22 protein-coding genes are annotated in these 26,863 nt (G+C 45.7%); 18 read left to right on the forward strand and 4 right to left on the reverse strand.

Features of this window, described 5'->3' with window-relative positions:
- Window positions 1–8: 8 nt before the first annotated feature.
- Window positions 9–473, reverse strand: coding sequence for a ribosome assembly cofactor RimP (gene rimP, locus AC060N_RS01405; protein ID WP_106541258.1), 465 nt, complete (start codon window positions 471–473; stop codon window positions 9–11).
- A gap of 214 nt (window positions 474–687) precedes the next feature.
- On the opposite strand from rimP, the gene AC060N_RS01410 reads away from it, so the two are divergent.
- From AC060N_RS01410 to lpxA, 4 genes are all read left to right on the forward strand, one after another.
- Window positions 688–1,938: an HD domain-containing protein gene (locus AC060N_RS01410; RefSeq protein WP_479525579.1), complete on the forward strand. Its 1,251-nt coding sequence runs from the start codon at window positions 688–690 to the stop codon at window positions 1,936–1,938.
- A gap of 41 nt (window positions 1,939–1,979) precedes the next feature.
- On the forward strand, window positions 1,980–3,020 hold the full coding sequence (gene lpxD, locus AC060N_RS01415) for a UDP-3-O-(3-hydroxymyristoyl)glucosamine N-acyltransferase (RefSeq protein ID WP_479525580.1): 1,041 nt from the start codon (window positions 1,980–1,982) through the stop codon (window positions 3,018–3,020).
- 129 nt (window positions 3,021–3,149) lie between these two features.
- Complete coding sequence (locus AC060N_RS01420) at window positions 3,150–4,541, forward strand: bifunctional UDP-3-O-[3-hydroxymyristoyl] N-acetylglucosamine deacetylase/3-hydroxyacyl-ACP dehydratase (protein ID WP_479525581.1); 1,392 nt, start codon at window positions 3,150–3,152, stop codon at window positions 4,539–4,541.
- Between the two features lie 48 nt (window positions 4,542–4,589).
- A complete protein-coding gene (lpxA, locus tag AC060N_RS01425) occupies window positions 4,590–5,372 on the forward strand; it encodes an acyl-ACP--UDP-N-acetylglucosamine O-acyltransferase (protein WP_479525582.1) in 783 nt (260 codons plus the stop codon).
- Window positions 5,373–5,441: 69 nt separating this feature from the next.
- On the opposite strand, the gene thiL is transcribed toward lpxA, so the two are convergent.
- The gene (thiL, locus tag AC060N_RS01430; RefSeq protein WP_106541262.1) at window positions 5,442–6,494 is read right to left on the reverse strand and encodes a thiamine-phosphate kinase; all 1,053 of its coding nucleotides are present in this window, start codon (window positions 6,492–6,494) and stop codon (window positions 5,442–5,444) included.
- A gap of 163 nt (window positions 6,495–6,657) precedes the next feature.
- Here thiL and sufB point away from each other — a divergent pair, with 163 nt between their 5' ends.
- The 13 genes from sufB to glgP all read left to right on the forward strand — a co-directional run bounded on the left by sufB (window position 6,658) and on the right by glgP (window position 22,836).
- Window positions 6,658–8,103 carry a Fe-S cluster assembly protein SufB gene (sufB, locus tag AC060N_RS01435; protein ID WP_479525583.1) on the forward strand — a complete coding sequence of 482 codons (1,446 nt, stop codon included), beginning with the start codon at window positions 6,658–6,660 and terminating at the stop codon, window positions 8,101–8,103.
- A 32-nt stretch (window positions 8,104–8,135) separates the two neighbouring features.
- Window positions 8,136–8,888, forward strand: a complete 753-nt coding sequence (sufC, locus tag AC060N_RS01440; protein WP_479525584.1) for a Fe-S cluster assembly ATPase SufC — start codon at window positions 8,136–8,138, stop codon at window positions 8,886–8,888.
- Between the two features lie 2 nt (window positions 8,889–8,890).
- Window positions 8,891–10,264 (forward strand): Fe-S cluster assembly protein SufD, encoded by a 1,374-nt coding sequence (gene sufD, locus AC060N_RS01445; RefSeq protein ID WP_479525585.1) that lies wholly within the window; start codon window positions 8,891–8,893, stop codon window positions 10,262–10,264.
- 116 nt (window positions 10,265–10,380) lie between these two features.
- Window positions 10,381–11,598 carry a cysteine desulfurase gene (locus tag AC060N_RS01450; protein ID WP_479525586.1) on the forward strand — a complete coding sequence of 406 codons (1,218 nt, stop codon included), beginning with the start codon at window positions 10,381–10,383 and terminating at the stop codon, window positions 11,596–11,598.
- Window positions 11,599–11,649: 51 nt separating this feature from the next.
- A complete protein-coding gene (locus AC060N_RS01455) occupies window positions 11,650–12,081 on the forward strand; it encodes a SufE family protein (protein ID WP_479525587.1) in 432 nt (143 codons plus the stop codon).
- 3 nt (window positions 12,082–12,084) lie between these two features.
- Window positions 12,085–12,390: an iron-sulfur cluster assembly protein gene (locus tag AC060N_RS01460; protein ID WP_479525588.1), complete on the forward strand. Its 306-nt coding sequence runs from the start codon at window positions 12,085–12,087 to the stop codon at window positions 12,388–12,390.
- A 62-nt stretch (window positions 12,391–12,452) separates the two neighbouring features.
- Window positions 12,453–13,382 (forward strand): tRNA epoxyqueuosine(34) reductase QueG, encoded by a 930-nt coding sequence (gene queG, locus AC060N_RS01465; RefSeq protein ID WP_479525589.1) that lies wholly within the window; start codon window positions 12,453–12,455, stop codon window positions 13,380–13,382.
- Window positions 13,383–13,445: 63 nt separating this feature from the next.
- Entirely contained in the window at window positions 13,446–14,276 is an 831-nt protein-coding gene (locus AC060N_RS01470; protein ID WP_479525590.1) for a lysophospholipase, read from the forward strand.
- A complete protein-coding gene (locus tag AC060N_RS01475; RefSeq protein ID WP_479525591.1) occupies window positions 14,273–15,268 on the forward strand; it encodes a GSCFA domain-containing protein in 996 nt (331 codons plus the stop codon). The genes AC060N_RS01470 and AC060N_RS01475 overlap by 4 nt, the downstream gene beginning before the upstream one ends.
- A 109-nt stretch (window positions 15,269–15,377) precedes the next feature.
- Window positions 15,378–17,321 carry an amylo-alpha-1,6-glucosidase gene (locus AC060N_RS01480; protein WP_479525592.1) on the forward strand — a complete coding sequence of 648 codons (1,944 nt, stop codon included), beginning with the start codon at window positions 15,378–15,380 and terminating at the stop codon, window positions 17,319–17,321.
- A gap of 35 nt (window positions 17,322–17,356) precedes the next feature.
- Window positions 17,357–18,670: a glycosyltransferase gene (locus AC060N_RS01485; RefSeq protein WP_479525593.1), complete on the forward strand. Its 1,314-nt coding sequence runs from the start codon at window positions 17,357–17,359 to the stop codon at window positions 18,668–18,670.
- Window positions 18,671–18,682: 12 nt separating this feature from the next.
- A complete protein-coding gene (locus tag AC060N_RS01490) occupies window positions 18,683–20,074 on the forward strand; it encodes a polysaccharide deacetylase family protein (protein WP_106541273.1) in 1,392 nt (463 codons plus the stop codon).
- Window positions 20,075–20,244: 170 nt separating this feature from the next.
- Complete coding sequence (gene glgP, locus AC060N_RS01495; RefSeq protein ID WP_479525594.1) at window positions 20,245–22,836, forward strand: alpha-glucan family phosphorylase; 2,592 nt, start codon at window positions 20,245–20,247, stop codon at window positions 22,834–22,836.
- Window positions 22,837–22,899: 63 nt separating this feature from the next.
- Here the strand turns inward: glgP and AC060N_RS01500 are convergent, their stop codons facing one another.
- Window positions 22,900–24,552: an AMP-binding protein gene (locus tag AC060N_RS01500; RefSeq protein WP_479525595.1), complete on the reverse strand. Its 1,653-nt coding sequence runs from the start codon at window positions 24,550–24,552 to the stop codon at window positions 22,900–22,902.
- A gap of 12 nt (window positions 24,553–24,564) precedes the next feature.
- Window positions 24,565–25,140 (reverse strand): helix-turn-helix domain-containing protein, encoded by a 576-nt coding sequence (locus AC060N_RS01505; protein ID WP_479525596.1) that lies wholly within the window; start codon window positions 25,138–25,140, stop codon window positions 24,565–24,567.
- Between the two features lie 307 nt (window positions 25,141–25,447).
- On the opposite strand from AC060N_RS01505, the gene dprA reads away from it, so the two are divergent.
- The gene (gene dprA / locus AC060N_RS01510) at window positions 25,448–26,557 is read left to right on the forward strand and encodes a DNA-processing protein DprA (RefSeq protein ID WP_479525597.1); all 1,110 of its coding nucleotides are present in this window, start codon (window positions 25,448–25,450) and stop codon (window positions 26,555–26,557) included.
- Window positions 26,558–26,863: the final 306 nt, after the last annotated feature.

Consider the following 26,863-nt stretch of genomic DNA (forward strand, 5'->3'; position numbering starts at 1 on the left):
TTATTCTTTTATTTAAAAGAAATAACGCTTTTTGCTGTTCTTATCATGTCGAACGAAAATGGAAGGTCCTCTGTTACAGTCACCTTCTTCTTTTTTCCTTCAACCCGCTCACGCCGGCTTTCTTCCAGTATGATGCCGTCTTCACTGGCTTCCTTTAAAATGCCGGTGTGCTTGTCACCGTCATTGGTTGTTACTTCAATTTCGCGTCCAATATTTTTTTGGTACTGACGAAGCACCTTGAAGGGTTGGGTTAAACCCGGCGACGAGACCTCCAGTTGAAAATCTTCTTCATCCCGGTCGAGATTGTGCTCAATTTGACGGCTGAATGCAACGCATTGATCAATGCTCAGGCCATTGTCACTATCGATCAGAACCGATATGGCGTTACCGGCTGAGACCTGAATATCGACAACAAACATGTCGTCAGTAAGCTTCTCATCAATCAGACTCCGAATCAGTTCTTTATTAATCATCTTTAACCCTAATAAAATAGGGGACTCACTGTCCCCTAATCCTTCGATTATTCTTCGCCGCAAAAATAATATAATTGTATGATATATCAAAACAAACCTACTTTTGTTTGAGCTATTTTAGATTTGGGTTTTAGGGGGTTGCCGGTCTTTTCCTTCCCCTTCCGAAAACATTTTGTATTTTGCAGAAGTTAAAAATATCGTAAAAGAACATCATTTGAAGCCGCTTAAACGAAAAATTGTCAACGATCCGGTGTGGGGGTTTATCGAGTGGGATTCACCGTTGTTGTTGGATTTGATTAGTCATCCTTACGTACAGCGTCTTCGTCGGATTAAACAGCTGGGGCTTTCCAGTCTGGTTTATCCCGGTGCCAATCATACCCGCTTCGAGCATGTTATCGGTGCAATGCACTTGGTGCGCTCAGCGTTGGATGTACTGAAAACAAAAGGACATGAGATAACAGAGGAGGAAACAACAGGTGTGCTGGCTGCTATCCTTTTGCATGACATCGGACATGGTCCGTTTTCACACGCTTTGGAAGAAAGCATGGTAAAAGGGATTTCACATGAAGTTATCTCGAAGTTGTTCATGCACCAGTTGAATCGGGAATTTGACGGCCGTCTCGATTTGGCTATTCAGATATTCGCCGGAGAGTATCACAAAAAATTTCTGCACCAGTTGGTCAGCAGTCAGCTGGACATGGATCGGCTCGATTACCTGAAGCGTGACAGCTTTTATTCCGGTGTTTCGGAAGGAATTGTTTCGTCTGATCGGATCATCAAGATGCTGAATATCCGGAATGATGAACTGGTGGTTGAGTCGAAGGGGATTTACTCTATCGAAAAATTTCTGATTGCCCGACGATTGATGTACTGGCAGGTGTACATGCACAAAACGGTTTTGTCGGCCGAGCATATGATGATAAGTGTGTTGAAAAGGGCGCACGAGTTGGCTTCCGATGGCGACAATGTATTTGCCCCGCCAGCACTGGGTGTATTTCTGCGTGGCGATATCAGCCGGCACGAGTTCGAATCGGGCGACAATGAAACGGTCAAATCAGCGCTTCAATTGTTCGCCGAACTGGACGATACGGATATTCTTAGTTCGATAAAAGAATGGACTCGTCATTCTGACGTGATTTTGTCAACGCTTTCCCGGAGTATCATTAACCGAAACCTTTTTAAGATCAAGTTGAGTAGTCATCCGGTAACGGAAAAAAAGAGGGCAGAATTGCGTGAACGTGTTATGAAGACTTTTTCGGTGACATCATTCGAAGCCGATTATTTTGTCATCTCGGGAACGGCGACAAACAATGCCTACATGCCAAGTGTCGAGCAGATCAATATCTTGTTCAAAAACGGAAAAATAAAGGATATCAAGGATGCTTCGGACATTAATTTGTCCGGATTATCTACGACTGTGCGCAAATATTTTGTCTGTTATCCTCGCGAAATAATTTTGAAGTAATATTAATTAACTATTTTTGCACGAAATTTAAAGAACAGCGCATGGAGTTTTCAGCCAACGACATTGCCGGGTTGCTGGGCGGTGAAGTAGAAGGAGATGGCAGTGTAAAAGTGAATAATGTTTCCAAAATCGACCAGGGAATTCCCGGAACATTGGCTTTTCTTGCTAATCCGGCTTACGCTAAATATATATATACAACGAAGGCATCGGTGGTGTTGGTTAACCGCGATTTTCAACCGGAGGATGAACTTTCCTGTACGCTTATCCGTGTAGACGACGCCTACGCTTCGATTGCCAAATTGCTGAATTACTACGAGCAATCGAAACCGAAAAAAGTAGGTGTCGAACAACCTTCCTTTATAAGCGAATCAGCAACTGTCGGTGAGCAGGTTTATGTAGGGGCTTTTGCCTACATAGGCGAAAAGGCGACGATCGGCAAGAATGTAAAAATTTATCCCAACGTATATATTGGCGACGGAGTTACCGTTGGCGACGATACCATTTTGTATGCAGGTGTGAAAGTTTACGCCGGCTGTAAAGTGGGTAAGAATTGTATTCTGCACGCAGGTGTAGTTGTTGGATCCGATGGATTTGGATTTGCGCCAACTTCCGATGGCAGCTATGATAAGATTGCCCAGGTGGGGAATGTGGTGATTCGTGATAATGTAGAAATTGGCTCGAATACCACAATCGATTGTGCGACCATGGGGTCAACCGTTATCAACGAGGGGGTGAAAATTGACAACCTGGTGCAGATTGCGCACAATGTGGAGGTTGGAAAAAATACTGTTATTGTAGCTCAGGTAGGAGTTGCAGGATCAGCTAAGATTGGAGAAAATTGTATGATTGGCGGACAAGTAGGTATTGCCGGTCATATTCGAATTGGCAATAACGTAAAAGTTGGTGCCCAGTCAGGAATTTCAAATAATGTGAAAGATAATTCGACAATTTTTGGAACGCCTGCTTTTGGACATCGCGATTTTATGAAATCGTATGCCGTATTTAAAAATCTTCCGCAGTTGCGTTCAGATGTGATTGAGCTTGGGCGGAAAATAAAAGACCTGGACGAATCCAACAGCTGATTTTAGTGAAGTGATTGATTCAGACGGTTTATTGTTTATTTTTGGGAATTCTGAAATAATAAAAATGGGATGAGAACTCCCGGAATTCCGGCAATAGCCTAACCGGGTTGAACCAAATTTCTCAGAAAAATGAGTGTGAAACAAAAGACCATTGCGAAACCTGTTTCGGTGACAGGTATAGGACTCCATACGGGAGTAGAAGTGACGATGACCTTTAAACCTGCTCCCGAAGATCATGGTTTCAAATTTCAGAGGATAGATGTAGAGGGAAAACCGGTGATTAACGCCGATGTATCGAAAGTAAAAGGTACTTCGCGCGGAACGGTTCTTCAGGAAGGTGAAGTTGGAGTTAGTACGATTGAGCACACGATGGCTGCTTTGCTCGGGATGGATATTGACAATGTACTGATCGAGGTAAATGGTCCCGAAGCTCCCATTCTGGATGGTAGTTCTGCTCCCATTGTGGCTACGCTGAAAGAAGCTGGCCTGGTTGAACAGGAAGCCCGTCGTGACTATTTCGAAATCAAGCAGAAAATTGTTTATCGTAACGAAGAGCAGGGAATTGAGTTGATTGCGCTTCCGGACGATGAGTTTGCTCTGGATGTGATGATTTCCTATGATTCGGTAGTGTTGGGAAATCAATTTGCGACGCTCAGTTCATTAAAAGACTTTGAAAAACAAGTGGCTCCTTGTCGCACGTTTGTTTTTGTGCGCGAGCTGGAGATGTTGCTGAAGAATAATCTTGTGAAAGGAGGCGATCTGGATAACGCGATTGTTATTATGGATCAGCAGATGCAGCAGCAGGAGTTGGATCGCATTGCCGACTTGTTTAACCACGAGCATGTTCAGGTCGATAAGATTGGTGTTTTAAATAATCTCGATCTGCATTTCGAAAACGAATGTGCCCGCCATAAGTTGCTTGATGTGATTGGCGACCTGGCCCTGGTTGGAAAGCGCATCAAAGGGCGAATCATAGCCCGTCGCCCGGGACACATGGCTAACACGGAGTTTGCCCGGATTCTCCAGAAAGAATGCAAGCGTCAGACGGCTCTGAACTCAGCTCCGGAATATGATCCCAACGAGACTCCTTTATATGATATCAACGAGATAAAAACGATGTTGCCGCACCGGTCTCCCTTTCTTTTGGTTGACAAAATCATGGACAAAGGAGACGATTTCATTATCGGAGTGAAAAACGTGACCATGGATGAGCCGTTTTTCAGCGGTCATTTTCCGGATGAGCCGGTTATGCCCGGCGTTCTGATGGTGGAAGCCATGGCGCAGTGTGGTGGCGTATTCGTGATTAGTTCATTACCTTCCGACGGAAATTACTCCACTTATTTCATGAAACTTGACAACATTAAGTTTAGAAAGAAGGTGGTGCCAGGCGATACATTGATATTTAAATTGAAACTGGCAGGTCCGATTCGTCGTGGAATTGCTAATATGATTGGCTATGCTTTTGTTGGCGACACGGTTGTCTGCGAAGGCGAATTTATGGCCCAAATTGTTAAAAACTAAGATGATTCTGAAACGACAACCATCGGCGTTGTCTCAAATTTTATAGTAATGAAACAACCTTTAGCGTACGTTCATCCCGAAGCTCAGATTGCTGAAAATGTAGTCATCGAGCCCTTTACAACTGTTGATAAGGACGTGGTGATTGGCGAAGGTTCCCATATTGGACCTAATGTTACCATTTTGCCGGGTACCCGGATTGGTAAGAATTGTAAAATATCTCCCGGAGCAGTGATTGGTGGTGAACCACAGGACCTGAAATTCCAGGGGGAATATACTACCGTGGAAATTGGAGACAACACAACCATTCGTGAGTATGTAACCATTAATAAAGGTACTGCTGCCAAAGGTAAAACGGTAGTAGGAAGTAACTGTCTCATCATGGCATATGTCCATATTGCCCATGATTGTGTGGTTGGAAACAACGTTATTCTGGTAAATTATACCGGTCTGGCCGGTGAAGTGTTCGTTGACGACTTTGCTATCCTGGGTGGATATACAGCCGTACATCAGTTCTGCCATATTGGTAAGCATGTGATGCTTTCAGGTGGTTCGCTGGTGCGGAAAGATGTTCCTCCGTACATCAAGGCAGGCCGTGAGCCACTTTCCTATGTTGGTGTAAACTCTATCGGACTTCGTCGTCGTGGATATACCAACGATAAAATCCGTGAGGTGCAGGAAATCTACCGTCTGATTTATCAGAAAGGTTACAACAATACACAAGCGTTGGAAGTAATCGAAGCTGAGCTTCCTGCTTCCCGCGAACGCGATGATATTCTGTTGTTTGTGAAAGATTCGAAACGAGGAATTATCAAAGGATATTTCCCCGATTGATGATATGATATTGAAAAAGAAAACCGCCTCCATTTCCGGGGCGGTTTTTTATTGCTTGAGGTTTTTGTCTTATTCCTGATTCATCAAAGGATTCCATCCTTGTGCCATCAACGGAATTTCCTGACCGCTGCCGGCGGTAACCAAATTCGTTCCTTCCGACTTTTCTGTGATGTGCCCAATGACTGTAATGTCCGGATGATTCCGGATTTTATCATATTCACCTACCGGGATGGTAAATAACAATTCATAATCTTCACCACCGTTTAATGCCGCAACCAGCGGATTAACATTTAACTCTTCCGCCATTTGTTTGGTCTGGTCGTCCATCGGAATGCGATCCTCGAATAACTTGCAGCCGGTTCCCGATTCTTCACAGATGTGCATAATTTCGGATGACAATCCGTCTGAAATATCGATCATGGCAGTCGGATGGATTCCCTGTTCCTGGAAGATTCTCAGCATGTCACGACGTGCTTCCGGTTTTAACTGCCTTTCCAGGATGTAGTCATAACCTTCCAACTGCGGTTGCATTTTCGGGTTCACCTTAAAGACTTCGTTTTCTCTTTCCAGCAATTGTAATCCCATGTATGCGCCACCTAAATCACCGCTGACACATAAGAGATCAGTCGGTTTGGCGCCGCTGCGGAAAACCAAATCTTCTTCTTCGGCTTCACCGATGGCGGTAATGGAAAGCACCAATCCCGTCATCGATGAGGTGGTGTCTCCACCTACCAAATCAACTCCATACGTGTCGCAGGCCAACCGGATGCCGGAATAAAGCTCGTCGAGTGCTTCGATGGAAAACTTCGACGATATGGCCATACTTACGGTAATCTGTTTCGGGATGGCATTCATAGCATAAACATCGCTGAGGTTGACCACCACAGCTTTGTATCCTAAATGTTTTAACGGGACATACATCAGGTTGAAATGAATTCCTTCCGTCAACATATCGGTGGTTACGACCGTCTTTTTGTTATTAAAATCTAAAACTGCACAGTCGTCGCCAACCCCCTTGAGGGTACTTTTGTTGTGTATAGTAAGATGTGATGTAAGCCTGTTGATCAGGCCAAACTCTCCGAGTTCGGAAAGTTGATGAATTGTTCTTTTTTCGTCTGTCATATAATAAAAGACCTCGAGGTTTTTTTTAGTAGGAATCAGGCTTCAAAAATAGCGCACATTTTATATCTTTGCAACAATTTAAAAGCGGTCTATTTAAATGTGTTAACGGTGTGAGACGCGCATAGTGAAGAGGTGGGCCGGCTTTAATTAAATATTCGCAGTTATGGAAGACCAAAATAAACTACTTGATAAAGTAACAAAGAGTGAATATCAGTATGGTTTTGTGACCGATATTGATTCCGATACGCTGGGAAAAGGGTTGAATGAAGATGTGATTCGTTGGATCTCGGCCAAAAAGAAAGAGCCTCAGTTTATGCTTGATTTCCGTTTGAAAGCTTATCGCAAATGGCTGGAAATGGAAATGCCGGACTGGGCTTACCTGAAAATTCCGGAAATCGATTACCAGGACATCATCTATTATTCGGCGCCGAAAAAGAAAAAGGAATTGCAGAGTCTTGACGAAGTGGACCCTGAATTGCTGAGTACTTTCGAAAAGCTGGGTATTCCGCTGGAAGAGCAGAAGTTGCTCGCCGGCGTGGCAGTGGACGCGGTGATGGACAGCGTGTCGGTGAAAACCACTTTTAAAGAAACACTTGCCGAAAAAGGGATCATCTTCAGTTCGTTCAGTGAAGCTGTTCAGGAGCATCCCGATTTGGTTCAGAAATATTTGGGAATGTCGGTTCCGTCGACTGACAACTACTTTGCTGCGCTGAATGCAGCCGTTTTCTCCGACGGTTCGTTTGTTTACATCCCGAAAGGTGTTCGTTGCCCGATGGAGCTTTCCACGTATTTCCGTATCAACGCGGCCAATACCGGTCAGTTCGAGCGTACGCTGATTGTAGCTGATGACGACAGCTACGTTTCATATCTCGAAGGTTGTACCGCTCCTATGCGTGACGAGAATCAGTTGCACGCGGCCGTTGTGGAAATCATTGCACTCGATCGTGCAGAAGTGAAATACTCGACCGTACAAAACTGGTATCCCGGTGATGAAAACGGAAAAGGCGGTATTTACAACTTTGTGACAAAACGCGGATTGTGTAAAGGAGAATCGTCTAAGATTTTCTGGAACCAGGTAGAAACCGGTTCAGCCATTACTTGGAAGTACCCAAGTTGCATTTTGTTAGGCGATAATTCGGTGGCCGAGTTTAATTCAGTGGCTGTTACCAATAACTACCAGCAGGCCGATACCGGAACCAAGATGGTGCACATTGGTAAAAATACCAAGAGTACGATTGTCTCGAAAGGTATTTCGGCCGGAAAGAGTGACAACTCCTACCGTGGCTTGGTAAGGGTTGCTCCCAAAGCGGAAAATGCCCGGAACTTCTCGCAGTGTGACTCGTTGTTGCTCGGCGATACCTGTGGAGCTCATACTTTCCCGTACATCGAAGTTTCCAATAATTCATCGGTAGTGGAACATGAGGCCACTACATCGAAAATTGGTGAAGACCAGATTTTCTATTGTAACCAACGCGGAATTTCAACACAGGATGCAGTTGGAATGATTGTGAATGGTTATGCACGTGAAGTAATCAATAAATTGCCCATGGAGTTTGCAGTAGAAGCACAAAAGCTGTTGCAAATCAGCCTTGAAGGCAGTGTGGGTTAATCGGATATATACGTAAGATAAGTTCAGAAAATATGTTAATTGTAAAAGACTTACACGCTAAAGTCGAAGGAAAAGAGATATTGAAAGGTATCAACCTCGAGGTAAACCCCGGAGAGGTTCATGCCATCATGGGACCTAACGGTTCAGGAAAGAGTACATTGGCTAATGTATTGGCCGGTCATGAGAATTATGAGGTAACCGGTGGAGAGGTTACATTCTTCGGAAAAGATCTGCTCGATATGGATGCAGATGTCCGTTCCAAAGAAGGTTTGTTCCTCAGTTTCCAGTATCCGGTAGAAATTCCGGGTGTCAGCATGGTCAATTTCCTGAAGACCGCCTTGAATGAGCATCGTAAATACCAGGGAAAAGACGAGCTGAAAGCTGGCGATTTTTTGAAACTGATGAAGGAAAAGAAAGCGCTGGTTGAAATCGATTCACATCTGACGAACCGTTCTGTGAACGAAGGTTTCTCGGGTGGTGAGAAAAAGAAGAACGAAATCTTCCAGATGGCTATGCTCGAACCGAAACTGGCAATCCTTGATGAAACGGACTCAGGACTGGATATCGACGCGCTTCGTATTGTGGCTCAAGGTGTAAATGCCCTGAAACGTCCTGATAATGCTACCATCGTGGTAACGCACTATCAGCGTCTGCTCGATTATATCGTCCCCGATTTTGTTCATGTTTTGTATAACGGTCGTATTGTGAAGTCAGCCGGAAAAGAGCTGGCACTGGAACTGGAAGAGAAAGGTTACGACTGGATTAAAAAAGAGGTGGGAGCGTAAATATGACTGAGGCGAAAAGAAATCAAGAAATCAATCAGCGGCTCGCCAACCTTTTTGAATCGAATGTTCACCTTCTGGAAGATGGCGCGGCCGGTGTTCTCAATGCTGCACGCAAGCCGGCGATCGAGGCATTCCGGAAACAGGGAATTCCCGATTTTAAAACGGAAAACTATAAGTATACCAACCTCGCGAAGATTTTTGCCAACGAGAACCACCGCCGGGTGTTTGCCTATGAGGAAAGCGACGTCAATCTGCACGAGCTTTTCCAGTGCGATGTTCCGGAACTGGATACCAATTTGGTGATGCTCACCAACGGCTGGTATTATTCCGGTAACGAACAGCTGACAGAACTCCCGAAAGGTGTTGTGGTGACCAGTCTTCGCAAAGCTGCGGTCGAATATCCGGAGTTGGTTGAAAAATATTATGGCAAGATGGCGGATCCGGAAAAAGATCCGTTGACCGCATTGAATACGGCTTTTGCCCAGGACGGTGTTTTTATTTATGTACCGCGAAGTGTTGTGGTGGAAAAGCCTATCCAAATCATCGACCTGATGAGAGGGACAGAGAATACTTACGCAACTCAGCGTAACCTGGTAATTGCCGAAGAGAACAGTCAGGTGAAAGTGATTTTCTGCGATCATACGCTTGACCCGCAGGATTACATGGTGAATAACCTGACAGAGGCACACGTTGGTGAAAATGCGGTTGTCGATTTTTACAATCTGCAAAACCAGCATAACAAAGCGGTGAATCTGACCGGTTTATATATCCGTCAGGAGCGTAATTCCAATGTGTTGACGAATACCTTGTCGCTGCACGGTGGAATCGTCCGTAACAACCTGAATGTTCTTATCGATGGCGAGCATGCCGAAGCGAACATGTTTGGTCTGGCATTGACCGATAAAAACCAGCATGTCGACAATTTCACTTTCGTGGAACATGCGCATCCTGATTGTCAGAGCAACCAGCTTTTCAAAAACGTTTTGGATGATCAATCCACCGGTGGATTTACAGGACGAATTCATGTGGGACGGGGAGCGCACGGTACATTGGCTTACCAGCGAAACAACAATGTTTTGTTAACAGGTACCGCTAAGATGAACACGAAGCCACAGTTGGTAATCGATAACGACGACGTGAAATGTTCGCACGGAGCGACCGTCGGGCGTATCGATGAAGAGGCTTTGTTTTACCTGAAATCACGTGGTATTGCTGAACGGGAAGCCCGCCTGATGTTGATGTATGCTTTTGCGCACGAGGTGCTGCAGGAAGTTCGCGTCGAAAAACTGGGTGAACGAATTGATGAGCTGGTGAATAAACGTCTGCGCGGAGAAGTGTCGAAATGTCACTCCTGCGTGATGGATTGTGAAAGCTGATTCGTTTCGTTTTAGCGAGAAAAATATTGCTTTTTCGCTTTCGCGGAAGGCACAAAGCACAAGCCGGGAGTTAGCATTAAAAGCTTAACTTCCGGTTCAATAATTTTATTCACATTATGAGTCTCGATTTCCGGAAAATTAGAAAGGATTTTCCCATCCTTGACCAGCAGGTTCACGGAAAGCCACTGGCTTATCTCGACAACGCCGCTACTACGCAGAAACCCCGGGTGGTTCTCGATAAGGTGGAAGAATATTATTTGAAGACCAATGCCAATATTCATCGCGGGGCTCATTTTATGGCCAACGAAACCACCGAGGCTTTCGAAGGGGCGCGCGAAACAGTGCGGCAGTATATTAATGCCGGCGATCGGGGCGAGATTATTTTCACACATGGAACTACGGAATCGGTTAACCTCGTTGCTTATTCTTTTGGCGAAGCGTTCGTTTCGGAAGGTGATGAGATTGTGGTTTCCGAATTGGAGCATCACGCCAATATCGTTCCCTGGCAATTGCTTTGCGAGCGGAAGAAAGCAACGCTGAAAGTATTGCCGTTCGACGAAAAAGGCGTTCTGAAAATTGAAGAGCTGGACGGTCTGCTAACCGAGCGCACCAAGTTGGTTGCCATGAACCATGTGTCAAATACACTGGGGACGATCAATCCGGTTGAGAAGATTGTCGAGATTGCACATAAGCGAAATATTCCGGTGTTGCTCGATGGAGCGCAGGGAATTGCCCATTATCCACCGGATGTACAAAAGCTCGATTGCGATTTCTATGTTTTCTCCGGTCACAAAATTTACGGTCCTACCGGGATTGGTGTTCTTTACGGAAAGCGGAAATGGCTGGAGCAAATGCCACCTTTCATGGGCGGTGGAGAGATGATTTCGGAAGTGAAGTTTTCCGGTACTACTTTTAATGAATTACCCTATAAATTCGAACCGGGAACGCCAAACTACATTGGAGCTATTGCATTGGGAACGGCTATCGAGTACGTTCAGGCGCTTGGAGTTGACAATCTGGCAGTTCGTGAACAGGAATTGTTGAAACTGGCGACAGAAAAACTGAAGTCAATCGAAGGCATTCGGTTCTTCGGGGAGGCTGAAAATAAGGTAGGTGTCATCTCTTTCGAGATTGAAGGGATTCACTCGTTCGATTTAGGTACGCTTCTTGATCAACTGGGCATAGCGGTCCGTACCGGGCGCATGTGTACCGATCCGATCATGGATCATTTTGGTGTACCTGGAATGACGCGGGCTTCGTTTGCATTTTATAATACAGAAGAAGAGGTTGAGGCGCTGTACAAGGCCCTGATTCGTATCAAGGGAATGTTTTGAATTTTATCGTAAGTTTGTTCCCTTGATTTTGATTCAAAGCAGTTTTTCGTTATGACTATTGAAGATATACAACACGAAATCATTGAAGAGTTTTCGGTGTTCGAAGATTGGATGGACAAATACGCCTACCTGATTGAACTCGGGAATGATCTGGAACCTATTGATGCGAAATATAAGGTTGATGACAACCTGATTCGGGGATGTCAGTCACGCGTGTGGCTCCATCCCGAAAAGGACGGTGATAAAATTCTGTTTGAAGCAGAAAGTGATGCGATTATTGTGAAAGGCCTGGTGGCTTTGTTGCTGCGTGTACTTTCCAATCGTTCACCGAGGGAGATAATCGATGCCGATTTGCATTTTATTGATGATATCGGATTGAAACAACATTTGTCTCCCACACGTTCAAATGGATTACTGGCCATGGTGAAACAGATGAAACTTTATGCTCTGGCCTACGAAAAACTTTCACAACAGGAGGGTTAAGAAATGGATGAAAGAATTGACAAAATAATTGCCAGCCTGAAAGAGGTTTACGACCCGGAAATTCCGGTCAATGTATACGATTTAGGCATGGTTTATAGTGTTGACGTGGATGAACACAATACGGCCAACGTGCTAATGACACTAACGGCTCCGAATTGTCCCGCCGCCGACATGATCGTTTCGGATGTGGAATACATGACGAAGAAGGTGGACGGCATTGAAGATTGCAAGGTGGAGATCACTTTTGATCCGCCGTGGGATAAGTCGATGATGTCCGAAGAGGCGCGACTCGAACTCGGCTTCATGTAAAATATTTAACCATCACATTTCGTGGTGGTTTTTTTGTCAGAAAATATCGTACCCGGAAAAGAATGGATACTGAAAAAGCCACATACAGCGAACGCATCAAGGAAGAGGCGAAACGGCTCGGTTTTACCGATTGCGGCATAGCGGCCGTCGAGTACCTCGATGAAGAGGAGCCTCGCTTGTTGCAATGGCTTGAAAAAGGTATGAACGGGCAGATGGGCTACATGGAGCGAAATGTGGAGAAACGTCTCGACCCGGGAAAATTGGTGGAAGGCGCCCGTTCTGTGGTTTCGGTTATTCTTAATTATTATCCGGGCGAAACGCAAAAGGCAGAAGATGCGCCGGTAATTTCAAAATATGCTTACGGAACGGATTATCACTTTGTCATCAAAGACAAACTGAAAAGCCTGATGCGATTTATTCAGGAAGAGATTGCTCCTTGTTCCGGACGACCGTTTGTCGATTCAGCACCGGTGCTCGATCGGGCGTGGGCACGTCGGGCTGGACTCGGCTGGATTGGTAAGAACTCCCATCTTATTTCGCCTAAGCATGGCTCCTTCTTTTTTATTGGTGAACTCATCATCGATTTGGAACTGGCATATGATAAGCCGGCTGACACTGATTTCTGCGGCTCTTGCACTCGCTGTATCGATGCTTGCCCGACCAAAGCCATTGTGGCTCCGCATACCATCGACGCCCGGAAATGTATCTCCTACCTAACAATTGAAAACCGCGAAGAAATTCCCGAAAATTTTAAAGGGCAGCTGCAGGATCGAATGTATGGCTGCGACATCTGCCAGGATGTTTGCCCGTGGAACAGGACTCCTGCTCCTCATAATGTCGAAGCATTCCAGCCTAAGCCTGAGCTGCTTGAAATGTCACGTGCTGAGTGGAAAGAGCTGGACCGGGAACACTTCAATCAACTCTTCCGAAAATCGGCGGTAAAACGTGCCGGTTTTAAAGGTCTTCGTCGCAATATCGATTTTTTAGATTAATTAAGTTTTACTCCTGCGAACTTTTTTGCACATTTAGTTAATCAAAGATGAACCCTTGTGCCAATGAAGTTTTCGGAATACAAATGGGAATCGTTCGACGGACTGGACTACTATGCGGTTAGTTGGACGCCGGATGTTTATCCGAAAGCAGTGCTGGCACTGGTTCATGGTCATGGCGATCATTGCCGCAGGTATGATCATTGGCTGAGTAAGTTTCCCGAAAAGAATTTGGCTGCTGTCGCATTCGATTACCGTGGACACGGACGGTCGGGCGGAAAAAGGGGCGTTCTTCGCCATTACACCGATTTTTTGCAGGATGTGGAGTTGTTGGTGCGAAAAACGCGCGAATTGTTCCCGGGCATCCCGGTTATCCTTTTCGGTCACAGCATGGGTGGAAACATGGCGTTGAGTTACTGTTTGCGCAGAGCTGCCGTTCCACAGCTGGCTATCATCACTTCGCCATGGATAACGTTGCGGAAAAGACCCGGTGCTGTTATGACAGCAGCTGCTTGTCTGGCCAATCGGCTGACGCCCCGTCTTACCTTTAAAACCGGACTCCGTTCACGCGATTTCTCGGAAGATGAAGAATCAGCTGATTCGCGTAGCAAAGATGAATTATTGCATAACCGCATTTCTGTCCGACTGTTTTGCGAAGTCAAGCGCGAAGGTGAATGGTTGCTGGAAAATGCCTATCGGTTGAATATACCGGTTTTGCTGATGCAGGGACTGGATGATCCCATAATGGATAGCAATGCCGGTTTGAAGCTATTCGATAATGCGGCCGACCGGATTACCTACCGCGGATGGCACGGCGCGCGTCACCAACTGCACGATTTTGAAGGACAGGATGAGGTGCTGGAGTTTATTTTTCACTGGATAGAACAGAATATATGAGCCGATTCAGGACGAAAATAGATTTACCGGAATACAAGAAGAAGCTCGACTACCGTGAAAAAATCGTGCTGATGGGATCATGCTTTGCCGAAAACATTGGGGAGAAGCTCACCAGCCGCTGTTTTCCGGTCGATGTGAATCCATTCGGAATTTTATACAATCCGGTTTCGGTGGGGAATAGCCTGGAGCTTCTGATGGAAGAAAAGAAATTTAAGGATAAAGATATCTTTTTTGCTAACGGACGATGGAACAGCTATCACCATCATAGTCGTTTTTCCCATCAGGATAAGAAAATCTGCCTTGAGGAAATTAACAAACGCGTAACATTTGGGGCAGAGCAACTTCGGCAAGCTGGTTTTCTTTTTATCACTTTCGGTACAGCCTGGGTGTATGAAAACCGAGACGATCAAAAAGTAGTGTCGAATTGTCACAAGCAGCCGGCAAAGCAATTTCGCAGATACCGCTTAAATGTTGATGAAACGGTTGCCCGCTGGGAGACTTTGCTAATCCGGTTGTGGGAGATGAATCCTGGTTTGCAGGTTATTTTTACCGTGAGTCCAATACGTCACTGGAAAGATGGGGCTCACGAAAACCAAATCAGTAAATCGGTGTTGTTTCTAGTAATCGAGACCTTGTTAAATCGGTTTGAAAAGGGGCGAATAGCTTATTTCCCATCGTATGAAATTGTGATGGACGAATTGCGGGACTATCGGTTTTACGCCCCTGACATGGTTCACCTGAGCGACACCGCTGTCGATTATATCTGGGAGCGCTTTTCGGATGTTCTAATAACAAAAGATAGTTTGAGCATCATGAACAGAGTAGAAAAACTGCGACGAGCGACCGAACACCGGCCCTTCGATGAACATGGGAAAGACTACCGCTTATTCCTTGACAATCAGTTAACACAGGCTGATAAATTGATGAAACAATACCCGTTCCTTAACATTCAAGATATTTTGGAGTATTTTCTTCGAAAACTGAAGGAATAAATTTTTACAGAGGTGCCAATTGCCTAAATTTTTCTGTATTTTAAATTCATTCCTATTGCGATTTTTTGGAAATTAATCGTTGAAGCGCATTAAAATTAATTCTGCACCTATGAGCTATCTGAAATTTGATAAACAGCAGTTAGTCAATCTGGAATATTCACTGCAGCGTGAATTTCTTCGCACCAACCGTGCGGGAAGTTATTCATCTTCTACCCTTGCGGGATGTAATACCCGTAAGTATCATGGTTTGCTCGTTACTCAGTTGAATGAACTCGACGGAGGAAGACATGTACTTCTTTCATCGTTGGATGAAACAGTGATTCAGCATGACGCAGAATTTAACCTGGGAATACACAAGTTTCCGGGCGACCATTACGAGCCCCGCGGACACAAATATCTTCGTGATATTGAATTCAATAAAATTTCAAAGCTCACTTATCGCGTTGGTGGTGTCATTCTTTCGCGCGAACGGATTTTGGTGGAAAAGGAGGAACAGCTGTTGATTCGATACACGCTGGAAGATGCTCATAGTCCGACAAAGCTCCGGTTCAAACCATTTCTGGCTTTTCGAAATGTTCACACACTGAGTAAGGCCAACATGTTTGCGAATACCCGTTTTGTTCCGGTTGAGAATGGAATTAAAATGCGCTTATACGAGGGGTATCCCTTCCTGCACATGCAGTTCTCGAAAGAAGTCGATTTTGTTCCGTTTCCGGATTGGTACTACAACATTGAATACATGAAGGAACAAAAACGCGGTTACGAATTTCAGGAAGACCTCTTTGTGCCGGGATATTTTGAGCTCCCGATAAAAAAGGGAGAATCCATTGTTTTCTCGGCGTCGACAGCCGAAGAAAAGCCGAGCGGATTTAAGCGTCGGTTTACCAACGAAACGAAAAAGAGAACGCCTCGCGATTCGTTTTCCAACTCGTTGCTCAATTCTGCCCAGCAGTTTCTTTGCATGCGCAATGACGGTGATGATATTATCGCCGGCTATCCATGGTATGAGTCGATTCCGCGGCAGACTTTTCTGGCGATTAACGGGATTTTACTGCGCCAGGGAAACCTGAAAACGTATGAGTCGATTCTGAAAACGCATACCAAGCGGTTAAAGGACGGCCTTTTCCCAAAATATGTTGGTGCCGGTGAAAGTGATTACGACGCAGCTGATGCACCGTTGCTGTTCTTCGTCAGTGTGCAGGAATTGAATGATTACGTGGAGAAGAAAGAGCTTTGGGAAAAGTATGGTCCGACCATGAAGAAGATACTGGCCAACTACCGGAAAGGCACACGATTCAATATTCACATGCAGGATAACGGCTTGATTCATGCGAAAGCAGAGAATGTTGCGCTGACATGGATGGATGCATACGTGGAAGGAAAGCCGGTTACACCGAGAGGTGGTTTGGCTGTTGAAATCAACGCACTTTGGTACAACGCGGTTTCTTATGCTCTGGAGTTGGCTGAAATTGCCGGTGATCATGCTTTTATTGAGGAGTGGAAAGATATATCGGAAAAAATCGCCGCCTCGTTTCAGGAAACATTCTGGTGCGATGAAGAAGAATACCTGGCCGATTATGTCGATGGTGATTACAAAGATTGGTCAGTGCGTCCCAACATGCTTTTTGCTGCCTGGCTTTCATATTCTCCTTTGTCGCGGGAGCAGAAAAAAGCCGTTATCAGCCGCGTGAAGAATGAGTTGCTTACCACCAGTGGGTTGCGATCGTTATCACCGAAAAATCAGGAATATTTGGGAATATGTGACGGAGATTTGAGTGCCCGGTCACTGGCGATGCACCAGGGAACTGTTTATCCGTTTTTTATCGGGCCTTTTGTTAAGGCGTATATAGGAATTCATAAGATGGGGGGAATGTCGTTTGTGAAAAACATTATGGAGTCCTTTGAAGAAGAAATGACAGAACATTGTATTGGCACACTTTCCGAAATGTATGACGGAAACCCGCCCCACGAGGCCCGTGGCGCCGTTTCCCAGGCATGGAATGTGGGCTCCATATTGTCGGCCATTTCGTTTCTTGATAACTATGAAGAGTAATGTCAGTTAGAAAACCCCTTAAATCGAAGAGCTGAATGAAAGTATTAATGTTTGGATGGGAATTTCCTCCCCATATCAGTGGTGGCCTCGGGACTGCCAGTTACGGACTCACCAGGGGATTGGCCCATTATGATGATGTGAATGTTCTCTTTGTTGTTCCCAAAGCTTACGGTGACGAAGATCGATCGGCTGTGGATAATATTATTGGTGCCAGTGACGTGCCGATTACACGAAAGCAGGTGAGGTTTGAGGATTTGCAGAAAAAGGTCGATTATTTTGAAGTGGATTCATCCCTGATTCCTTATGTCGGGCCCGAAGAGTTTTATAAACTGACACAGCAAAAAGTTAGTTCACGATCGCGTTTCATTCAGACCGACTCGGAAGGAAGATTATCTTTTACAGGAAAATACGGTGCTGACTTATTGCAGGAAATTGCCCGTTATGCGCTCGTGGCAGACGTGATTGCCCGGGAGAATGAATTCGACCTGATTCACGCGCATGATTGGTTGGCATATCCTGCCGGCATAGCAGCCAAAAAAGCCAGTGGAAAACCGTTGGTTGTGCATGTGCACGCTACCGATTTCGACCGTTCGGGAGGAAGTGTCAATCCGAATGTTTATGCCATCGAACGGGAAGGTATGGAAGCAGCCGATAAGGTGATTACCGTGAGTAACCTGACCCGGAATATTGTTATCGACAAGTATGGTATCGATCCGGCCAAAGTTGTGACGGTTTATAACGCAGTTGAGCCGGTTGAACGCAAACCGAGATTGGGAATTACCAAAGGGGTGGATGAAAAGATTGTGACATTTCTTGGGCGAATTACCATGCAGAAAGGGCCGGAATATTTCATTGAAGCAGCTCACCAGGTTTTGAGGCGGATGGACAATGTCCGTTTTGTGATGGCGGGTTCCGGCGATATGATGAATAAGATGATAAAACGTTCGGCCCAGTTGGGAATAACCGACCGCTTCCATTTTACAGGCTTTTTAAAAGGAGATGACGTATTTGATATGTTCCGTCTCAGCGATGTGTATGTGATGCCTTCGGTATCCGAACCATTTGGAATTTCCCCGCTCGAAGCGATGATGTCCGACGTTCCGGTGATCATCTCCAAGCAATCGGGAGTAGCCGAAATTCTGACACACGCCATTAAAGTCGATTTTTGGGATATTAACGCCATGGCCGATGCCATCTATTCGATATTAAAGTATCCTGCTTTACCTAAGATGTTTAAGAAACATGGCCGGATTGAAGTAGACCACCTGCAGTGGCGCCACTCTGCAGCACATGTGCGCCAGGTGTATTTATCTGCTTTAGGACAGCCAATCAGTAACAGTAACGCGTAAAAAGTTAGCCATATGAAATCCGTTTGTTTGTATTTTCAGATTCATCAGCCATTTCGTTACCGGAAATACCGCTTCTTTGATATTGGTAACGACCATTACTATTATGATGATTATGCCAATGAAACCATTCTGAGAAAGGTGGCAAACAATTGTTATTTGCCGGCTAACAAAGTGTTGCTGGAGCAACTGAAGAAGCACAAAGGAAGATTTAAGATAGCCCTCTCAATTTCGGGTATTGCGCTGGAGCAATTTGAACTGTATGCGCCCGAAGTTTTGCACTCGTTTCAGGAGCTGGCTGATACCGGTTATGTGGAATTTCTGTCCGAAACCTACTCTCACTCGCTTGTTTCATTATTCGATGGTGAGTCTTTCGAGAGACAGGTGAAGGATCACGATGATAAAATCGAAACTTATTTCGGTCAGCGTCCAACCGTTTTCCGGAATACCGAAATGATCTATTCCGATGATATCGGGGATAAGGTGTATAAAATGGGGTTCAAAGCCATGCTCACCGAAGGAGCAAAACACGTTTTGGGCTGGAAAAGTCCTAATTTCCTCTATTGTAATGCTGTTAATCCGCGGCTGAAGGTGCTGATGCGGAACTACAAACTCAGTGACGATATCTCTTTCCGCTTTTCGAACAAAGGCTGGAATGAATACCCACTGACCGCTGAGAAATTCGTGAACTGGATGAATGCGCTCGATAAGAATGAAGAGATGATCAACCTGTTCATGGATTACGAAACATTTGGCGAACATCAGACGAAAGACTCAGGCATATTCGATTTCCTGAAGAATTTCCCGGAGGTTGCATTAAATAGTGGAGAATTTACTTTTGATACTCCTTCAGAAATAGTTGATAAGTACCAGCCCATTTCGGCAGTGCATGTTCCGCACCCGATTTCCTGGGCGGACGAAGAGAGAGATCTTTCTGCCTGGCTTGGAAATGAGTTGCAGGAAGAAGCTTTTGGTAAATTATATGATTTGAAGGACCGGATGTTGCGGTGTACCGATCCGGTTATGATTAAAGACTGGAACTACCTGCAAATTAGCGACCATATGTACTACATGTGTACCAAGTTCTTTTCCGATGGCGAGGTGCATATGTACTTCAATCCCTACAGCAGTCCGTACGAAGCGTTCATTAACTACATGAATGTGCTGAGCGACTTCAGGATTCGACTGAACGCATTGGTTCCTGAATCGGAAACCGACCGTGAAATTGCGGCTTTGAAAGAAGTCATTGACGAAAAGGAAGACCGGCTGACAAAAGCCGAAGAAGAATTGAGAAATCTGAAAAAGAAATTGAAAGAAGCTAAAGGTGCTACCTTACCTAAGGTGGAAAAGAAGAAAACGACAAAAAAGACAACAGCAAAGAGTAAAACGAAAAGTAAGAGTAATTGACAAATAGTTCGACCTGCTTTTTGACCAGACTCACTATTCAAACCTATGTTCTAGTAATTTAACGTACAGGTAATTTGTATTGGCTAAATTGCATGCAAATTGCCGTGTGAAAGTAGTTGACCCATTATTAACCGAACTCTTGCAGAAGGAGAGTTAAATGCATACGAATCATGGAAAGACAAGGAGTGAGATTTGTTAAACTACCTGAGAACCCTGAGCCAACCTGGAAAAAAATAATAGTCGAGTCAAATGTTCCTGAGCGCCTGAAACCTCTTCGCGAAATCGCAAAGAATTTGTGGTGGAGCTGGAATGACGATGCGAGGAAGCTTTTTGAGGAGATCGATCCTGAAATTTGGGAGCAAACAGCACACAACCCGATATTGCTTTTGGAAGAAACAAGCTTTGAGCGCTATGATGAACTGGAAGCAGATGAAGCTTTTATTTTGCGCATGCGCGAAGTAGAAGCCCGTTTACACCAATATCTCAAAGAACGGAAAGAGTTGTTGGGACCCAAGGTGGCCTACTTTAGTATGGAGTATGGCTTGCATTCGAGCCTGAAGATTTATTCCGGTGGATTGGGAATTCTAGCCGGCGATTACCTGAAAGAAGCCAGTGACTCAAAAGTCGATATGGTAGCCGTTGGTTTGTTGTACCGTTTCGGTTATTTCAAGCAAACGATTTCGGGAAACGGTGAGCAGGTGGCTCATTACGATGCCGAGCATTTTACCCATATTCCGGTGCAACCGGTGATGGACGACAACGGCAACTGGGTAACAATTACCATTGAGATGCCGGGCCGGACCGTGTTGGCTCAGGTCTGGGTTGTACATGTTGGAGCTGTGAAGTTGTATCTTCTCGATACCGACATGGAAGCGAACCAGGAGCAGGATCGGTTCATTACTCACCATTTGTATGGCGGCGATAACGAAAATCGGTTGAAACAGGAAATGGTACTCGGTTTGGGTGGTATCAGGGCACTGGAAAAGATGGGTATTTCGGCCGAGATTTATCATATCAACGAAGGTCACGCTGCCTTCATCGGTTTGGAGCGAATGTGCAATCTGCAGCAGAAAACCAATCTTACTTTTGCTGAAGCCAAAGAAGCTGTTCGCGCGTCGAATCTCTTCACGACCCATACACCGGTTCCGGCTGGACACGACGCCTTCCACGACGATTTGTTCCGTGCCTACATGGAAAAATTTACCGATCGGTTGGGAATTTCGTGGGAAGAATTCCAGATGTTGGGAAAATCGCACATGCACGAAGACCATTTCAACATGAGCTTTCTAGCGGCTAATATGTCCGAACGCATCAACGGTGTAAGTCGTTTGCACGGAAGAGTGAGTCAGGAACTGTTGGTCGAGCTTTATAAAGGTTTCCTTCCGGAAGAATTGGAAAATGTTGGGTATGTAACCAACGGAGTGCACTATCCGACATGGGCAGCGCCTGAATGGAGAAAGATTCACGATAAATTTCTGAAAGAAGAGCTGCCGGAAGATATTCACGATTATGATGAAGATTCGGAAGCCCGTGCCTGGAAGAATATTTACAAAGTGGAAGATGGTGTTATTTGGAACACCAAATCGAAGCTGCGTGCCCGGTTGATTGAATACATCAAGGAGCGTTTCACCGATATACATATTCAGCGAAACGAAAATCCGAAATTCATCGCCGAAGCATTGTCGAAGTTGAATCCAAATGCACTGACTATCGGTTTTGCCCGGCGTTTTGCCACCTATAAGCGAGCGCACCTTATTTTCCGGAATCTCGACCGGCTGAATAAGATTGTGAATAACCCGGAACGCCCGGTGCAGTTTATTTTCGCTGGTAAAGCACACCCTGCCGACAAAGAAGGACAGGATTTGATCCGGTACATCATGGAGATCTCCAAGCGGCCGGAATTTATTGGGAAGATTTTGTTCATTCAGAATTACGACATGAACCTCGCCAAAATTATGGTGCAGGGTTGCGATGTGTGGATGAACACCCCGACGCGCCCGCTGGAAGCTTCCGGTACCTCAGGCGAAAAAGGGGTAATGAACGGTACCTTGCACTTCTCGGTTCTTGACGGCTGGTGGGTCGAAGGTTACAAGAAGGACGCCGGATGGGCCCTTCCGGAAGAACGCTCGTTCGATATTCAGGATCTGCAGGATGAACTGGATGCGGAAAGCATTTACAGTACCCTGGAAAACGAGATTATTCCGGCTTATTACTACCGTAACGAAAAAGGCGTACCGGTTCTTTGGGTCGACTTCATCAAAAATACATTTGCTGAAGTGGCGCCTTACTTTACCACACGCCGGATGATGCGCGACTATTTCGACCGTTTCTATATCAAGCAAGCCGACCGCTCAAAGGATATCATTGCGGAAGATTACAAGCATGCCCGCGAGATGGCGGAGTGGAAATCGAAAATTTCCAATGTTTGGAATGATATCGAGCTGGTGAGTGTGCAGTTGGCCGACGGCATTACGAATTCCTATAAAATGGGCCAGGATTATCCGTCGAAAGTGGTGCTCGATTTGAAAGAATTGACGCCTGAGGAAGTTGGCGTGGAAATGATTGTGGTTACGTCGGATGAACCTGTTGAGTTTATACAGAAACAGGAGTTTACTCCCGTGAAAACGGAAAACGGAATGACACATTACCAGTTGGATCTCAATCTGAAGCAGTCGGGAACCTTTAATTACGGTTTACGGGTCTACCCGAAGAATGAGAACCTTCCGCACCGCCAGGATTTCCGTTACCTGAAATGGATTTAAAAGCTATGCTATAATAAATGAAAAGGCCTCCCGAATTCGGGAGGCCTTTTTTTCTGAGTATTCTTATACGGGCTCAACGCCCTGCTCTTTCAATAGTTCTATACTCAGCTCACTGAGCTTGTATTTTTGTATTTTTCCGCTGGCCGTCATCGGATATTCATCCACAAAAAAGATGTACTTCGGTATTTTGTACCGGGCAATCTGTCCACGGCAATAATCTTGCACATCTTCCGCTGTTAACGTTGCGCTTTCTTTCAGTTTGATAAAGGCTCCGATTTGTTCGCCGTATTTGGGACTGGGAACGCCGGCGATTTCAACCGATTGAATTCCCGGCATCTCGTATAGAAAGTTTTCGATTTCGCGCGGATAGATATTTTCGCCACCACGAATAATCATATCCTTTATTCTTCCGGTTACCCGGAAATAGCCTTCCTCGTCTTTCACGCCCAAATCGCCCGAATGCAACCAACCGTCCTTGTCGATCGCTTTGGCAGTTGCTTCCGGATTCTTGTAGTAACCTTTCATGACGTTGTAGCCTTTGCAACAAAGTTCTCCCTGCTCTCCCGGTTTCAGCTCTTCACCGGTTTCTGGATTTACAACTTTTACATCGACAAAAGGAAACTCTTTACCAACGGTTGTCGATCGGATTTCCGGCGGATCGGTGGTCCGTGTGGCGGTCATCCCCGGCGATGACTCGGTCAGTCCGTACACGATGATGATTTCTTTCATGTACATCTTCTCCATCACCTGATTCATCGTATCGATGGGACAAGGTGCTCCGGCCATGATGCCGGTACGAAGTGATGAAAGATCGAACATGTCGAACATGGGGTGATTGAGTTCGGCAATGAACATGGTCGGTACGCCGTAAAGTGCCGTACAACGTTCTTTATGCACCGACGCCAAAACCATGAGCGGGTCGAAGTTCTCAACCATCACCATCGTCGCTCCGTGCGAAATAATGGCGCATACGGCCAGTACGCAGCCAAAACAATGAAACAGCGGTACACAGACGCATAACCGATCGTTCTGCGTGTAATTCATGCATTCACCCGTACTGTAACCGTTATTCAGAATGTTGTGGTGCGATAGCATGACTCCTTTGGGGAAGCCGGTTGTTCCCGACGTATACTGCATATTTACCACGTCGTGCGGCGACACCATTTTCTTTGTCGAATTCAGCAGGTCATCATCCAGCTGGCTACCGAGCAAAATCAGTTCAGCGGTATTGTACATCCCGCGGTGTTTTTCCGGCCCGATAAAGATGATATTTTTCAAAAACGGAAACTTCTCGCTTTCCAGGTAGCCGCGTTCACTCTCCTTTAGTTCCGGCACCAGTTCATACACCATTTTCACGTAGTCGCTGTCGCGGAAACCGTTGATGATGCAGAGTGTCTGCAGATCGGAGTTTTTGATAAGGTACTCCAGTTCGTGCAGTTTGTAGTTGGTGTTGATGGTAACCAGCACAACACCAATCTTGGCGGTTGCAAACATGAAGGTCATCCAATCGGGAACGTTGTTGGCCCAGATTCCCAGCTTATCTCCGGGGCCCATCCCAATATACTGGAGACCTTTGGCCAGGTTGTTGACCCGCTCGTCGAATTCCCGGTAGGTGAAGCGCAAATTGCGATCGGGATAAACCATGAATTCCTGGTCGGGGGTTTCTTTCGCCCAATGTTCCAGTTGCTCGCCTAATGTAATATCAAGTAATTCCATGAGAAGCCGTTTTTAGTAGGGTGCATAAACAACGGCAAGAATGGTGGCGGGCTCATCGGCGTGGGTGTGGATGTGATGCTCTACAACCGAATCGTAATAAATGCTGTCGCCAACTGCCAGCTTGTGGTTTTCCTTTCCGTAGGTCACTTCAATCTCACCTTCAAGAACATAGATAAATTCCTCGCCCTCGTGCGACGAAAGCAAATAGTCTTTTCGCTCTGATGGTTTGATTTGCACAATAAGCGGCTCCATGTGGCGGCCCGATTTGTCGCTGGCCAACGCATGAAAATCGAGATTAACCCTTGCTTCACTGTTTTTATTGGAGAAACTGGCACTCGGTTTATTAACACCCTTGCGGGAAATAACCGGTCCAAGTTGATCTGCATCGTCAAGGAAAGTACCCAAACGAACTCCCAGTACCCTGGAAATTTTGATGAGATGTCCCAGGGAAGGAATGACCGCATCCTCTTCAATTTTTGTCAAAACTTCAAGTGTAAATTGACACCGGTCGGCCAGCTCTTCCCTCGAAATGTCTTTCAGCTGCCGGATATTGCTGATGCGCTCTCCGACACTTTTTCCTTTGGTCATATGCTTTTGATTTTTTTGGTTTCGGAAGTAAGCTGAATTAACGCGTAGAACTCTGTCTGTTGTTAAGACAGCTTAATTCAGCGCGAAAAGTTAACGGAATTTGTGGTAGATTGACGGCATTTTCGCCAATAAAGAGCTTGATTTTGTTAATTTATATTGATTTTAATCATGTTATGTTTAGCCTGTTAGCGTCGGAATGACTGCCTGTTAGTGCACGAATGGGCTTTCTCCGCTTTCGGTCGTTTGTGAGTTGATAGATTAGAATTACCGGCGATTTTAGTAACTTATGGTATCATTTTTCAGAACCATGACTGACGACCGGCTATATCAAATTGGCATATCACTTATTCCTCTTGTGGGATGCGTTACAGCGCGGAACCTCGTGGCTTATGGCGGAGGTATTCGGGAGGTATTTCACACTTCCGAGAAGGAGTTGCGTGAAATTCCCGGAATCGGTACGGTGTTAGCCCGGAATATCGCGAAGAGCGATGTGTTGAAGCGGGCCGAAAAGGAGTTGAAATTCATCGAAAAAAATCAAATCCGGCCGCTCTTTTATCTCGATAAGGAATACCCCGAACGGTTAAAAGCCTGTAGCGATGCACCGGTGATGCTCTATGTGAAAGGTGAGCCTGATTTGAATGCAACGAAAATCATTAGTGTTGTGGGAACGCGCAGTGCCACGGATTACGGCTACCAGATGGTGGATGAGTTGCTGGGCGATTTGGGTAACCGCAATTACCAGGTGATGGTCGTAAGTGGTCTGGCGTATGGCATCGATATCCGGGCGCACCGGGGAGCATTGAAAAATGGGTTGCCTACTGTTGGTGTACTGGCTCATGGTCTCGACAAGTTGTATCCTCAGCTGCATGCCGGAACAGCGCGCGAAATGGTGAACCACCAGGGAGGATTGGTGACCGATTTTGTGAGTGGTTCGTCCATCGACCGGAAGCATTTTATTCGTCGTAACCGGATTATTGCCGGACTGGCCGACGCCACGCTGGTAGTAGAGTCGGCGCACAAGGGGGGTGCTTTGGTGACGGCCGAAATAGCCAATTCCTATAACCGTGATGTGTTTGCTTTTCCCGGCAGGAAAGGTGACGCGTTTTCCGAAGGGTGTAACTTTCTCATCAAATCGAACCGGGCTGCGCTCATCGAGTCGGTAGCTGATTTGGAATACATCATGAACTGGGAGCCCGCAAAGGGCAGACCCGATGCCGTTCAGCCACGTCTGTTTTCCGATTTATCGGAAGATGAAAAAGTGGTGATTACCATTCTGGAGGAAGAGGGGCCGCTGGCCATCGATATCCTCTGTATCAAAAGTGGTATGCCGATGAACAAAGTATCTCCGCTGTTGCTCAACCTCGAGTTTGCCGGCCTGGTGAAAGGACTTCCCGGGAAGGTATTTAAGCTGTTGTAAATTGGATGATGATTAAGGTTGCACCTGGTTTTCCGGTAGAACTACAAAATGTAGTGTACTCCCGCGTTGTGCCGGGAAGAAAATACGAAATGTAGTTTTCTCTCGCATCCTTCCGGCAACGAACTACAAATTGTAGTTACTTCCTGTATCGTGAAGAGAACGAACTACAAAATGTAGTTTACTCCCGCGTTGTGTTGGGAAGGAAATACAGATTGTAGTTTCTCCTCGCATCGCTTCGGCAACGAACTACAAAATGTAGTTTGCTCCCGCGTTGTGTCGGGAAAGAACTACAAAATGTAGTTTGCT

This window comes from Prolixibacter sp. DSM 2831 (assembly GCF_056493735.1).

Bases quoted from the DNA above. Each gene is read 5' to 3' on its own strand.
- AC060N_RS01460 (WP_479525588.1), top strand. From the start codon at position 12,085: ATGGATGAAAGAATTGACAAAATAATTGCCAGCCTGAAAGAGGTTTAC.
- AC060N_RS01475 (WP_479525591.1), top strand. From the start codon at position 14,273: ATGAGCCGATTCAGGACGAAAATAGATTTACCGGAATACAAGAAGAAG.
- rimP (WP_106541258.1), bottom strand. From the start codon at position 473: ATGATTAATAAAGAACTGATTCGGAGTCTGATTGATGAGAAGCTTACT.
- AC060N_RS01490 (WP_106541273.1), top strand. From the start codon at position 18,683: ATGAAATCCGTTTGTTTGTATTTTCAGATTCATCAGCCATTTCGTTAC.
- AC060N_RS01470 (WP_479525590.1), top strand. From the start codon at position 13,446: ATGAAGTTTTCGGAATACAAATGGGAATCGTTCGACGGACTGGACTAC.
- lpxD (WP_479525580.1), top strand. From the start codon at position 1,980: ATGGAGTTTTCAGCCAACGACATTGCCGGGTTGCTGGGCGGTGAAGTA.
- sufB (WP_479525583.1), top strand. From the start codon at position 6,658: ATGGAAGACCAAAATAAACTACTTGATAAAGTAACAAAGAGTGAATAT.
- AC060N_RS01485 (WP_479525593.1), top strand. From the start codon at position 17,357: ATGAAAGTATTAATGTTTGGATGGGAATTTCCTCCCCATATCAGTGGT.
- AC060N_RS01505 (WP_479525596.1), bottom strand. From the start codon at position 25,140: ATGACCAAAGGAAAAAGTGTCGGAGAGCGCATCAGCAATATCCGGCAG.
- sufC (WP_479525584.1), top strand. From the start codon at position 8,136: ATGTTAATTGTAAAAGACTTACACGCTAAAGTCGAAGGAAAAGAGATA.
- AC060N_RS01450 (WP_479525586.1), top strand. From the start codon at position 10,381: ATGAGTCTCGATTTCCGGAAAATTAGAAAGGATTTTCCCATCCTTGAC.
- glgP (WP_479525594.1), top strand. From the start codon at position 20,245: ATGGAAAGACAAGGAGTGAGATTTGTTAAACTACCTGAGAACCCTGAG.
- AC060N_RS01500 (WP_479525595.1), bottom strand. From the start codon at position 24,552: ATGGAATTACTTGATATTACATTAGGCGAGCAACTGGAACATTGGGCG.
- queG (WP_479525589.1), top strand. From the start codon at position 12,453: ATGGATACTGAAAAAGCCACATACAGCGAACGCATCAAGGAAGAGGCG.
- AC060N_RS01455 (WP_479525587.1), top strand. From the start codon at position 11,650: ATGACTATTGAAGATATACAACACGAAATCATTGAAGAGTTTTCGGTG.
- sufD (WP_479525585.1), top strand. From the start codon at position 8,891: ATGACTGAGGCGAAAAGAAATCAAGAAATCAATCAGCGGCTCGCCAAC.
- AC060N_RS01420 (WP_479525581.1), top strand. From the start codon at position 3,150: ATGAGTGTGAAACAAAAGACCATTGCGAAACCTGTTTCGGTGACAGGT.
- lpxA (WP_479525582.1), top strand. From the start codon at position 4,590: ATGAAACAACCTTTAGCGTACGTTCATCCCGAAGCTCAGATTGCTGAA.
- thiL (WP_106541262.1), bottom strand. From the start codon at position 6,494: ATGACAGACGAAAAAAGAACAATTCATCAACTTTCCGAACTCGGAGAG.
- dprA (WP_479525597.1), top strand. From the start codon at position 25,448: ATGACTGACGACCGGCTATATCAAATTGGCATATCACTTATTCCTCTT.
- AC060N_RS01480 (WP_479525592.1), top strand. From the start codon at position 15,378: ATGAGCTATCTGAAATTTGATAAACAGCAGTTAGTCAATCTGGAATAT.